Source organism: Lysobacter sp. P5_C4 (genome assembly GCF_054049695.1).
This window is the reverse complement of sequence record NZ_JBFULX010000002.1, coordinates 647318-658380: the sequence shown is the minus strand read 5'-3', so window position 1 is coordinate 658380 and position 11063 is coordinate 647318. Positions and strand designations below refer to the sequence as shown.

The window sequence follows — 11063 nt, the reverse complement described above, 5'->3', positions numbered from 1 at the left end:
CGTCAGCCCAGTGCGTGCGCCAGGTCGGCCTGCAGATCCGCCAGGTCTTCCACGCCGACGCTCAGGCGCACGAGGTTGTCGAACAAGCCCAGTTGCGCGCGGCGTTCGGGCGGAATCGAGGCGTGCGTCATGATCGCAGGATGATTGACGAGACTTTCCACGCCGCCGAGCGATTCGGCCAGCGTGAAGAGCTCCGTGCGTTCGCAGAAGCGCTTCGACGCTTCCAGGCCGCCCTTGACGAAGATCGTGACGATGCCGCCGAAGCCGTCCATCTGGCGCTTGGCGAGCGCGTGGTGCGGATGCGAGGCCAGGCCCGGATAGAGGATGCGTTCGATCGCAGGCTGCGTTTCCAGCCATTGCGCCAGTGCCAGTGCGTTCTCGCAATGCGCGCGCATGCGCAGGTGCAGCGTCTTCAGGCCGCGCAACGCGAGGAAGCTGTCGAACGGCCCTTGCACGGCGCCGATCGAGTTCTGCAGGAACGCGAGTTGCCCGGCGAGCTCGGCATTGTCGCCGACGACGAGGATGCCGCCGACCATGTCGCTGTGGCCGTTGAGGTACTTCGTCGCCGAATGCATGACGATGTCCGCGCCGTGTTCGAGCGGGCGCTGCACCATCGGCGAGGAGAAGGTGTTGTCGACGACGACCAGCAGGCCGCGCTGCTTCGCGATCTTCGCGATCGCCGCGATGTCGACGATCTTCAGCAGCGGATTGGTCGGCGTTTCGATCCACACCATCTTCGTGTTCGGGCGGATCGCCGCTTCGAACTGCGCACGATCGGTGAGGTCGACCCAACTGAAATCCAGGCCGGCCGAACGACGGCGCACGCGTTCGAACAAACGGAACGTGCCGCCGTATACATCGTCCATCGCGACGACGTGGTCGCCGGTGTCGAGCAGTTCGAGGAGCGTGGACGTCGCGGCCAGGCCCGAGGCGAACGCGAACCCGCGCGTGCCGCCTTCCAGGCCGGCGATGCAGCGTTCGTAGGCGAAGCGCGTCGGGTTGTGCGTGCGCGAGTACTCGAAGCCCTGGTGCTCGCCGGGACTGGACTGCGCATAAGTGGAGGTGGCGTAGATCGGCGTCATGACCGCGCCGGTCGACGGGTCCGGCGACTGGCCCGCGTGGATGGCCAGGGTGCCCCGACCATGGTTTTTCGCGCTGCGACCCTCGTCCTTCATGCCTGCCCGCCTCGTGGAATCAAGGCGGGAAGTCTAGCCCATACCCGCTTTACTGCACCCGGCGGCGCAGCCAGTTCAGCAGGTCGATGCGGGTGATGAGGCCGAGGAAACGCGTGCCTTCGGTCGTCCCTTCCGTGACGATCGCCACGTGCCCCCGGTCGAAGACGGGTAGCAGGGCCTCCACCGGCGAGCGCACGTCGAGGATGTCCAGCTTGGAGACCATCGCGGTGGAGACCGGGTCGCGGAAGCGGTCTTCGTTGCCGTAGACGTGCAGCAGCACGTCGGATTCGTCGACGATGCCGACGATTTTCTCGCCCTCCATCACGGGCAGTTGCGAGACGTCGTAGAGCTTCATGCGCTGGTACGCGGTGACCAGCAGGTCGGTCGGCGCGACGACCACCGTGTCCTTGCGCGAGTACGGGCGCAGGATGAGGTCGCGCAAGTCGCCCTGCGTTTCGCGCTCGAGGAATCCGTTGTCGAGCATCCAGTAATCGTTGTACATCTTCGACAGGTATTTGTTGCCCGTGTCGCAGACGAAGACGAGGACGCGCTTGGGGCTGGTCTGTTCGCGGCAGTAACGCAGCGCGGCGGCGAGCAGCGTGCCGGTGGACGAGCCGCCGAGGATGCCTTCCTTCGAGAGTAGCTCGCGCGCGGTGAGGAAGCTCTCCTTGTCGGGGATCGCGTAGGCCTTCTTCACGCGCGAGAAGTCGGAGATCGGCGGCAGGAAATCCTCGCCGATGCCTTCGACCATCCAGCTCGCCGATTTGTCCGAAAGCGTGCCGCGATTGATGTATTCCTCGAGGATCGAACCCACGGGGTCGGCGAGGATCAGCTCGGTCTTCGGCGAGTGCTGGGCGAAACAACGCGACAGGCCCGTCATCGTGCCCGAGCTGCCGCAACCGAAGACGATGGCGTCCAGGTCGCCATCGAGTTGCTGCAGGATTTCGGGGCCGGTGCCGAACTCGTGCGCAGCGGGGTTGTCGGGATTGCCGAACTGGTTGATGAAATATGCGCCGGGCGTTTCGCGCGCGATGCGCTCGGCCATGTCCTGGTAGTAATCCGGATGGCCCTTGGCGACGTCGCTGCGCGTGAGCACGACCTGCGCGCCCATTGCCTTGAGGTTGAAGATCTTCTCGCGGCTCATCTTGTCGGGCACGACGAGGATGAGCTTGTAACCCTTCTGTTGTGCGACGAGCGCGAGCCCGATGCCGGTGTTGCCCGCGGTGCCTTCGACCAGGGTGTCGCCGGGCTTGATGTCCCCGCGCCTTTCCGCGGCCTCGATCATCGAAACGCCGATGCGGTCCTTCACCGAGCCGCCGGGGTTCTGGCTTTCGAGCTTGAGGAACAGCGTGCACGGGCCCGTGTCGAGGTGCTGGGCCTGGACGACCGGGGTTTGCCCGATCAGTTCGAGCACGGATTGGTGGATCGGCATGCGCGTTCGCCCTGGTGCGGCCGCGTTGCGCGGCGAGAGGGGCGATTATCGCTGATGCAGGGCGGCGCTTGAGTCGGCGCGGCCCGGTTGCCACCGCGGGCGGCATCGGCGGACGAGGACGCCGGTGCCGCCCGCGACGGTAGGAAAGTCAGTGTCGTCCGTCGTACATCGTGACGAGGCGGTCTTTCGCGGCGAGCTTCTCGCGTTTCATCTTCGTCAAAGTCAGGTCGTCGACGGCCAGCACGCCCAGTTCGGCGTCCAGCACTTTCTTGTCGAGTTCCTTGTGGCGCTGATACAGGCTCTTGAACTCGGGATTGGTCTTCATCAGCGCGTCGAGTTCCGCCTGCGGTTGCCCTTCGAACATGTCAGCCTCCTGTAAATCGCACGACCTTCAAAACGCGAACGCCCCGAACCTTTCGGCACGGGGCGTCCATGGGGGCGAGTACATCGGGTCGATGATTTCGCAGGCCGCCGGGGCATTCGATTCGGCGCCGGCCCGGACGTTTCGTCCGGCGGCACGCTCCTCGGATACGGGCGTTTGCGACATCGGCCTGGTCTCTCGCTGGCCGAGCAAAACTCTGCTCGGGGAAACCGACGCTACTCCTCCCCCCACGACTCGGCAAGGGGACACTCATCGATTTGCGGCCGCTTGCCGACAGTCGGCAAGGCTGTGTCAAGACCTTGAAAATAAAAGGTTATTTGTCGGCGACGATAATCTCGACGCGGCGGTTGCGCGCCCGCCCCGCGGCGCTGTCGTTGCTGGCGATCGGGGACGATTCCCCCATCCCGGTGGCCTGCAGCTTCGACCTGGGCACGCCTGCGGCGGCGAGTGCGTCGCGCACGGCGTTGGCGCGGCGCTGGGAGAGTTCCTTGTTGGCGGCGTCCTCGCCCTGTGAGTCGGTGTGGGCTTCGATGCGGATGCGGCCGGTGGGCGCCGCGGCGATGTAGGCGCCCAGCGCGCCGAGGCTGCCCTTGCCGCTGGTGGACAGCGTGGCCTTGCCCGAGGCGAACGCATCGCTGGCGAGCGTGAACACTTCGCCGGCCGACGTGCGCTTCGACGGCGGCAGATCGCCGACGGCGCCGGTGAGCTGGGCTTCCTTGCGGGCGAGTTCGGCATCGCGTGCCTTGGCGGCGGCGAGCTTGGCGGCCTGGTCGCCGGCGACATCGAGGACGATCTCTTCGGCTTGCTGGCGGGCGGCCGCCTCGGATTCGGCGGCGGCGCGCAGGCGCTGCGCTTCTTCCATCTGGATCTGCGACTCCAGGCGCAGGCGCTCGGCCTCCTGGCGCGCGCGCTCGGCTTCCTGGCGGCTGGATTCGACCAGCAGGTCGCTGCGTTCCCGGTCCAGGCGGTCGACTTCACGGCGCGTGGCCTCGGTACGGGCCGCGGTCTCGGCCGTCTCCACGCGCTGCTGCGCCACCTGGCTGGCCTGCGCACGGTCGCTCTTGCGGGCTTGCGGCAGCGCATCGACGGCCTGCCGTGCGCGCAGGCGCTCGTAGGCGGCCAGGCCTTGCAGGCGGCTGTCGGCGTCGAGCGCGACCAGGCGTTGCGAGAGTGCGGCCGCCAGGTCCGGGCTCTGCGTGAGCGGGGGCGCGGGCCAGGCGAGCGCCGGCGTTTCGTCGTTCGTGCCCAGTTGCAGGCGCTGGTGCAGGCCGGCGATCTCCTGGCGGCGCTGGTCGTAATCGGCCTGCGTCGTGGCCGCGCGGCTGCGGGCCACCGCGAGGTCGGCCCATGAAGAAGCGGAGATTGCGAAGCGACGCGCGTCCTCGTCCTTCCCGGCCGACATCGCCGCCTGCGCCGACCCCAGCGCATTGCGCGCCGCGGCCAGTTCGGCGGCCGCGTACTGGTCGGCATCGGCGCTTTCGGCGCGCGAGACCGACTGTTGCGCGGCCGACAACTCCCCGGTCGGCGGCGGCACGCTTGCGCAGCCGGACAACGCGATTGCGATCACAAGGCCGCAGAGCCTCGCGTGTTGCGTTCGGGAGAAGTGTGCGAAGCTTGATCGCATAGAGGGTGCCGTGCCGGTCTTTAGGGGATTGAGCGCGCAGTCATTGTGTTAAGCCGGCGCCGTGCATGCAACGGTCGCCTCGGGGAGAGAGTACGCGCTATGGACATCGGCTATTTCCTGAAGCTGATGACGGAGAAGAATGCCTCCGACATGTTCCTGACCACCGGCGCGCCGGTGTACATCAAGGTCGAAGGCAAGCTTTATCCGCTCGGCAACACCGGCCTGCCCGCGGGCATGGTCAAGAAGATCGCCTATTCCCTGATGGACGAGGGCCAGGTGCCGCAGTTCGAGCGCGAGCTCGAGCTCAACATCGCCATCGCCCTGGCCGACTCGGGCCGCTTCCGCGTGAACGTGTTCAAGCAGCGCGGCGAAGTGGGCATGGTGATCCGCGCCATCCGCAGCATCATCCCATCGATCGAGGAGCTGCAGCTCCCGCAGGTGCTCAAGGAAATCATCATGGCCCCGCGCGGGCTGGTGCTGATCGTGGGCTCCACCGGTTCGGGCAAGTCCACCACGCTCGCCTCGATGATCGACCACCGCAACAACACTTCGGCCGGCCACATCCTCACCATCGAGGATCCGATCGAATACCTGCACAAGCACAAGAAGTCGATCGTGAACCAGCGCGAGGTCGGCCTGGACACGCACGCCTTCCACAACGCGCTGAAGAACGCGATGCGTGAAGCGCCGGACGTCATCCTCATCGGCGAAATCCTCGATGCAACGACGATGGAGGCAGCCATCGCGTTCGCCGAAACCGGCCACATCTGCCTGGCGACGCTGCACTCCAACAACGCCGACCAGACGATCGAACGCATCCTCAACTTCTTCCCCGAGGCCGCGCACAAGAACGTGCTGATGAACCTGGCGCTGAACCTCAAGGCGGTGATCTCGCAGCGCCTGGTGATCGGCGTCGACGGCCGCCGCATCCCCGCCTGCGAAGTGCTGATCAACACGCCGATGATCCGCGACCTGCTGCGCCGCGGCCAGGTGCACGAGTTGAAGCAGGCGATGGAAGAATCGCTGGAAGCGGGCATGGAATCGTTCGACCAGTGTCTGTTCCGCCTCTACAAGGAAGGCAAGGTCGAAAAGGAATCGGCGCTCAACGCGGCCGACTCGCGCGACGGCCTGGCGCTGAAGTTCCGCCTCTCCGAAGGCGCAACCGGCGAGCACGACCCTTACGCGGACGTGTTCGAAACGCACTGACGCCGGTTCGCCCCGGAAAGGAAAAAGCCCCGCATTGCGGGGCTTTTTTTCAGCCGGCAGGCTTCTCCGGCGCATCGGGTTGCTTCTCCGGCCGCGCTTCATCGAAGGCCGGATGCGCGAGACACGCCTGCTCGATGCGCGCAATCGTCGGGAAGCGCGCGATGTCCACGCCGAAGCGGCGCGCGTTGTACAGCTGCGGGATCAGGCAGGCATCGGCGATGGTCGGCGCGTGGCCATCGCAGTAGGCGCCCGTCGAGGGATGGTCGTGCAGCATCGCTTCGAAGGCATCCAGACCGTCGCAGATCCAGTGGCGCACCCATTCGTCGCGCTCGGGCTGCGGCACGTGCCACTCGCGTTCGAAATACTGGAGGACGCGCAGGTTGTTGAGCGGATGGATGTCGCACGCGACCAGTTGCGCGAGCGCACGCACGCGCTGGCGGTCGCGCGCGGTGGCCGGCAGCAGCGGCGGATCGGGCCACACTTCGTCGAGGTATTCGAGGATCGCCATCGACTGGCGCAGCATGCGCTGGCCGTGTTCGAGCACCGGCACCAGGCCCTGCGGATTCGCCGCGCGAAACGCAGGCTTGTGCTGGTCGCCGCCGTCGCGCACCAGGTGCACGGGGAACTGTTCGTACGGCAGGCCCTTGAGGTTCAGGCCGATGCGCACGCGATACGCGGCGCTGGAGCGCCAGTACGAATACAGACGAAGCCGGTCGTTCACTGCCGCCCTTCCCCCCGTGCCGCGGCTGCGGCGCCGTCACCTTAGCTTGGCCGGGGCGGGTGCGAAAGCCCGCCCGGATGCGCCCGATGGACGCGACCTCAGACCGCCGGGGTCTGGCGTTCGATGCGCTGGTCGATGGCGCCGAAGAGGCTGCGACCCTGTGCGTCGAGCATCTCGATGCGGACCGAATCGCCGAAGGAGAGGAAGGGCGTCGAGGGCTTGCCGTGTTCGAGCGTTTCCACCGTGCGTTTTTCGGCGAAGCACGAGGCGCCCTTGGACGTGTCCTCGTTGGCGATCGTGCCCGAGCCGACGATGGTGCCGGCCGACAACGGACGCGTCTTCGCCGCATGCGCCAGCAGCTGCGCGAAATCGAACTGCATGTCGACGCCCGCTTCCGGCGCGCCGAACCATTGTCCGTTGACGTGCGTCACCAGCGGCAGGTGCACCTTGTTGGACTGCCACGCATCGCCCAGTTCGTCCGGCGTCACGAAGACCGGCGACAGCGCCGAGCGCGGCTTGGACTGCAGGAAACCGAAGCCCTTCGCCAGTTCGCCGGGAATCAGGTTGCGCAGCGAGACATCGTTGACCAGGCCGACAAGTTGGATGTGCGTGGCGGCGCGTTCGGGCGAGACGGCCATCGGCACGTCGTCGGTGATCACCACGATCTCCGCTTCCAGATCGATGCCATAGCCTTCGTCGACGACCTTCACCGCATCGCGCGGACCCAGGAAGCCGGCGCTGGTGGCCTGGTACATCAGCGGATCGACGTAGAAACTCTCCGGCACTTCGGCGCCGCGCGCGCGACGCACGCGTTCGACGTGCGGGAGGTACGCGCTGCCGTCGACGAATTCGTAGGCGCGCGGCAGGGGCGCGGCGAGCGCAACCATGTCGATGTCGAAGGCATCGGGCGCGGTGCCGGCATTGAGCGCATCGGACAGCGCGTTGAGGCGGGGGGCGGCATTGGACCAGTCTTCCAGCGCACGCTGCAGCGTCGGCGCGATGGCGGTGGCGCGCACGCCGCGCGCAAGGTCGCGGGAGACGACGATCAGCGTGCCGTCGCGGCCGCCTTCCTTGAGGGAACCGAGCTTCATTGCAGGGGCTCATCCAGCGCGTGGGAGCCGTGCATTGTACGGAAAAAAGAAAACCCGCCTTTCGGCGGGTCTTCTTGTTTGGCAGCCCCGGATGGATTCGAACCACCGAATGCCTGAGTCAGAGTCAGGTGCCTTACCGCTTGGCGACGGGGCTATAGAGCTGTTTGGCGATTCTACCGCGAATGCCGTGCTCGAAAAATTAGCGCTTCGAGAACTGCGTGGCGCGGCGGGCCTTGTGGAGGCCGACCTTCTTGCGTTCGACTTCGCGGGCGTCGCGGGTCATGAAACCGGCCTTGCGCAGGTCGGACTTCAGCGACTCGTCGTATTCCACCAGCGCGCGCGAGATGCCGAGGCGGATCGCACCGGCCTGGCCGGTGATGCCGCCGCCTTCCACCGTCACCATGATGTCGAACTTGTCGGTCGACTGGGTGAGCTCGAGCGGCTGGCGCACGATCATGCGGGCGGTTTCACGGCCGAAGAAATCTTCGATCGTGCGGTCGTTGATGGTGATGGTGCCGGTGCCCTTGCGCAGGAACACGCGGGCGGTCGAGGACTTGCGGCGGCCGGTGCCGTAATTCTGCTGGATAGCCATGTCGTTACCTTAGATGTCCAGGGGCTGCGGCTGCTGGGCCGTATGCGGATGATTCGGGCCAGCGTAGACCTTGAGCTTGCGATACATCGCACGGCCCAGCGGGTTCTTGGGCAGCATGCCCTTGACGGCGGTTTCGATGACGCGCTCGGGGTGGCGCTCGAGCGCCTGGCCGAGGGATTCGGACTTGAGGTTGCCGATGTAACCGGTGAACCGGTAATACATCTTGTCCTGCAGCTTCTTGCCGGTCACGTGGATCTTCTCGGCGTTGATCACCACGAGGTAATCGCCGGTATCGACGTGAGGCGTGTAAACGGGCTTGTGCTTGCCACGGAGGCGGCGTGCGAGCTCGGTGGCGAGGCGGCCGAGGGTCTTGCCTTCGGCGTCGACGATGTACCAGTCGCGCTGGACGGTCTCGTTCTTGGCGGTAAAAGTCTTCATTGCGTGACTCGATTGGTACATGGTCGGGCTTGTTCCGGGGTTGCCGGAAGGTTGCCGCGCGATGTAGGGCGGAACAAAAGAGGCGGAATGATACCGGCGCGACGGGGGCGCCGCAAGCCTCGCCCCGCTCCGACTCAGGCCGCGGGGGCCGTTTCCGGGGCCTTCACGCCCGCCGGGGCCGGCTTGCGACGGCGCAACTGCGCCGGCGCGAAGAGCTTGGCGCCCTTGAAGTAGACCGCCCGCAGCTGGTGCCCGCGCGGCGAGTAGCCCAGGAATACCGCACCCGTGCGCGCGCCGACCACGTGCGAGAACACCCGCGCCAGGTCCGGGTTCTCGATCTCCATCAGCACGCCCAGGCACTGCGGCTTCTCGCGATTGGCCGCTTCCAGGATCTCGCACGAGGCCTTGAAGATCGGCAGCGCCTGTTGTTGCTGGCGATGCGCAGGGGCGATGAACTGGCGGAAGTAGTACATCGGCTGGCGCAGGCGCGGGCGCACCTGCACGAACGCGGTGGCCACGCCGCACAGCGCGCCGTCGGCATCGCGCAGCACGCACACGGCCTGCTGCGCGCGCAACTTCGCCCGCTCCACGTCGACCATCGCCTTGTGGCCGATCCAGAAGTCGGCCAGTTCGGCCTGCAGTTCCGGCGTGACCTTGCCCCAGACCGGAACGATCGAATAAGTCATCGTCACTTCGCCTTCGGGGCGACGGGCGCACTGGCGCGCGGTTGCTGCTGCGCGCTCGCGACCTTCACGAAATCCAGGTACTCGGCGAACTGCAAACCGCCGTCCTTGTCCTTGTCGAACGCCGTCATCGCCGGCGCCGACTTGCCCGCGCGCACCACGAGCGCGAGCTGGCCGTATTCGCCGGCCTCCAGCTTGCCGCTCTTGTCGGCATCGTGGCGCGCGAATTCGCCCCGCAGGCGACGCAATGCGAGGTCCTCGCGCGTGGCCATCCAGCCGGCGCGGAATTCATCCTTCGACAGCGTGCCGTTGCCGTCCTTGTCCCACGCGGCGAAGGTCACGTCGGGGCCGCCCTGCAAGGTGGGCTGCGCGGGCTTGCCGGCCTGCTGCGCGTACGCGGGCATGGCCACCATCAATGCAACGGCGAAGAAAATACGCGATTTCATGCGAGCGCCTCGGACTGCGACGGCTGTTGTTCGGGTTCGAAGGTGATCAGCTCGCGGATTTCCGCCGTGCGCAGGCCGATCATCATCGGGTTGACGACATTCGGCAGGAAGCTGATGTCGAAGATTTCGCTGATGTCGCCTTCGAAGCGGATCCAGTTGACGACGTCGCCGTTCGAAAGGTTCACGATCTGCACGCCGCACCACGGTTCGGCATCGCGCTTCTTGAGTTCCTCGTCCAGCTGCAGTCCTTCGAAGCGCTGGTTGCGCGGCTTCGACAGGCCCACCGCGGCGACGTTGCCGACGATCGACAGCCCGCGCAGGAAGCCCGGGAACCAGGCCGTCGGCACGAAGGACTTCGTCGCGAAATCCACGTAACCCAAGTGTCCGGTGCCCGCATTGAGCACCCACAGCTTGCCGTTGGCCCAGCGCGGGCTGTGCGGCATCGACAAGCCTTCGCAGACGATCTCGTCGGTCTCGACATCGATCACCACGCCGCCGTTCATGCGGCGATCGCGCCAACCGTCGACGGCGTCGGACTTGCAGACCGCGGTGACGTACTTCGGGGCGCCGTCCTTCATCGCCAGCCCGTTGAGGTGGCAACGGTCTTCCGGCGCAAGCTTGCTGATGAACTTCGGCTTCCAGATCGGCTTGAAGCTGTGCGTCGTGCTCAACTCGGCCAGGCACGAGTACTTCGTGTTGACGAACACCACGCGGCCATCGTTGCGGATGCCGAGCTCGTGGATGTCGAGGTCGCCGATCGTCTGCGCATTGCGCGGCACGTAGCACTTGTCGAACTTGCCGTGGATCATTTCGTTCGCGCGCAGCACGTTCTCGAAGCGCCACAGCTGGTACAGGCCGCCGAGATAGATGCGCTGCGCGTTGCCGACGATGCCCATCGCGCGTTCGAAGATGCGTTCGAAGAACGACACGCGGCCCTGCTGGTCGCTGCCGACCAGGTAGACGCGACCCGTCTGGTAGGAAGAGATCGCGAGCGAGACGCGGTTACTCGACAACCACGTCGACAACCCGCGCGAGCAGCTCTTCTCGACTTTCAATTGGGTGAGATCCAGCGGCGCCTTTTCCGCGGGCTTGGCCGCTGCTTCAGCGGCCTGGGCCGGTGCGCCTTCGGCCGGCTCGGCGGGCGTGTTGCCGCCGGGCGTCTTCTTGTTGCTTGCCACGAACTTCTCCAGATATCCCCTGCCCAGCAGGACAGTTGAATCGATTTCAGCGCCGGGAGCCAGCGCTTTTTGCTTGGGCTTCCCGGCTCGGACCG

The 11063-nt window shown here is 66.2% G+C and carries 12 protein-coding genes and 1 tRNA gene; 1 reads left to right on the top strand and 12 read right to left on the bottom strand.

Going from position 1 to position 11063, the window contains the following annotated elements:
* Positions 1-2: 2 nt before the first annotated feature.
* From ACXJJ8_RS07520 to ACXJJ8_RS07505, 4 genes are all read right to left on the bottom strand, one after another.
* The gene (locus tag ACXJJ8_RS07520) at positions 3-1175 is read right to left on the bottom strand and encodes a cystathionine gamma-synthase (protein WP_499028375.1); all 1173 of its coding nucleotides are present in this window, start codon (positions 1173-1175) and stop codon (positions 3-5) included.
* Between the two features lie 49 nt (positions 1176-1224).
* Complete coding sequence (locus ACXJJ8_RS07515; protein WP_499028368.1) at positions 1225-2607, bottom strand: pyridoxal-phosphate dependent enzyme; 1383 nt, start codon at positions 2605-2607, stop codon at positions 1225-1227.
* Positions 2608-2755: 148 nt separating this feature from the next.
* Positions 2756-2971 carry an HP1242/YdcH family protein gene (locus ACXJJ8_RS07510; RefSeq protein ID WP_498963771.1) on the bottom strand — a complete coding sequence of 72 codons (216 nt, stop codon included), beginning with the start codon at positions 2969-2971 and terminating at the stop codon, positions 2756-2758.
* 331 nt (positions 2972-3302) lie between these two features.
* Positions 3303-4556 (bottom strand): OmpA family protein, encoded by a 1254-nt coding sequence (locus tag ACXJJ8_RS07505; RefSeq protein ID WP_499028364.1) that lies wholly within the window; start codon positions 4554-4556, stop codon positions 3303-3305.
* 156 nt (positions 4557-4712) lie between these two features.
* On the opposite strand from ACXJJ8_RS07505, the gene ACXJJ8_RS07500 reads away from it, so the two are divergent.
* The gene (locus ACXJJ8_RS07500; protein ID WP_499028361.1) at positions 4713-5819 is read left to right on the top strand and encodes a PilT/PilU family type 4a pilus ATPase; all 1107 of its coding nucleotides are present in this window, start codon (positions 4713-4715) and stop codon (positions 5817-5819) included.
* A 49-nt stretch (positions 5820-5868) separates the two neighbouring features.
* On the opposite strand, the gene maiA is transcribed toward ACXJJ8_RS07500, so the two are convergent.
* The 8 genes from maiA to ACXJJ8_RS07460 all read right to left on the bottom strand — a co-directional run bounded on the left by maiA (position 5869) and on the right by ACXJJ8_RS07460 (position 10968).
* Entirely contained in the window at positions 5869-6540 is a 672-nt protein-coding gene (gene maiA / locus ACXJJ8_RS07495; RefSeq protein ID WP_499028358.1) for a maleylacetoacetate isomerase, read from the bottom strand.
* 98 nt (positions 6541-6638) lie between these two features.
* Complete coding sequence (locus ACXJJ8_RS07490) at positions 6639-7631, bottom strand: fumarylacetoacetate hydrolase family protein (protein WP_499028354.1); 993 nt, start codon at positions 7629-7631, stop codon at positions 6639-6641.
* A 79-nt stretch (positions 7632-7710) separates the two neighbouring features.
* Positions 7711-7785, bottom strand: a tRNA-Gln gene (locus ACXJJ8_RS07485).
* A 45-nt stretch (positions 7786-7830) separates the two neighbouring features.
* The gene (gene rpsI / locus ACXJJ8_RS07480) at positions 7831-8223 is read right to left on the bottom strand and encodes a 30S ribosomal protein S9 (RefSeq protein WP_499028352.1); all 393 of its coding nucleotides are present in this window, start codon (positions 8221-8223) and stop codon (positions 7831-7833) included.
* Positions 8224-8232: 9 nt separating this feature from the next.
* A complete protein-coding gene (rplM, locus tag ACXJJ8_RS07475; protein WP_499028351.1) occupies positions 8233-8661 on the bottom strand; it encodes a 50S ribosomal protein L13 in 429 nt (142 codons plus the stop codon).
* Between the two features lie 134 nt (positions 8662-8795).
* Complete coding sequence (locus ACXJJ8_RS07470) at positions 8796-9347, bottom strand: hypothetical protein (RefSeq protein ID WP_499028349.1); 552 nt, start codon at positions 9345-9347, stop codon at positions 8796-8798.
* A gap of 2 nt (positions 9348-9349) precedes the next feature.
* Positions 9350-9790, bottom strand: coding sequence for an EF-hand domain-containing protein (locus tag ACXJJ8_RS07465; RefSeq protein ID WP_499028347.1), 441 nt, complete (start codon positions 9788-9790; stop codon positions 9350-9352).
* A complete protein-coding gene (locus ACXJJ8_RS07460) occupies positions 9787-10968 on the bottom strand; it encodes a TIGR03032 family protein (RefSeq protein WP_499028344.1) in 1182 nt (393 codons plus the stop codon). Before ACXJJ8_RS07460 ends, ACXJJ8_RS07465 begins: the two co-directional genes overlap by 4 nt.
* Between the last annotated feature and the right edge of the window lie 95 nt (positions 10969-11063).

What these genes read in the sequence shown, in the direction of transcription:
- ACXJJ8_RS07520 (WP_499028375.1), bottom strand. Translation starts at nt 1,175, where the DNA reads ATGAAGGACGAGGGTCGCAGCGCGAAAAACCATGGTCGGGGCACCCTG.
- ACXJJ8_RS07515 (WP_499028368.1), bottom strand. Translation starts at nt 2,607, where the DNA reads ATGCCGATCCACCAATCCGTGCTCGAACTGATCGGGCAAACCCCGGTC.
- ACXJJ8_RS07510 (WP_498963771.1), bottom strand. Translation starts at nt 2,971, where the DNA reads ATGTTCGAAGGGCAACCGCAGGCGGAACTCGACGCGCTGATGAAGACC.
- ACXJJ8_RS07500 (WP_499028361.1), top strand. Translation starts at nt 4,713, where the DNA reads ATGGACATCGGCTATTTCCTGAAGCTGATGACGGAGAAGAATGCCTCC.
- ACXJJ8_RS07490 (WP_499028354.1), bottom strand. Translation starts at nt 7,631, where the DNA reads ATGAAGCTCGGTTCCCTCAAGGAAGGCGGCCGCGACGGCACGCTGATC.
- rpsI (WP_499028352.1), bottom strand. Translation starts at nt 8,223, where the DNA reads ATGGCTATCCAGCAGAATTACGGCACCGGCCGCCGCAAGTCCTCGACC.
- rplM (WP_499028351.1), bottom strand. Translation starts at nt 8,661, where the DNA reads ATGAAGACTTTTACCGCCAAGAACGAGACCGTCCAGCGCGACTGGTAC.
- ACXJJ8_RS07470 (WP_499028349.1), bottom strand. Translation starts at nt 9,347, where the DNA reads ATGACTTATTCGATCGTTCCGGTCTGGGGCAAGGTCACGCCGGAACTG.
- ACXJJ8_RS07465 (WP_499028347.1), bottom strand. Translation starts at nt 9,790, where the DNA reads ATGAAATCGCGTATTTTCTTCGCCGTTGCATTGATGGTGGCCATGCCC.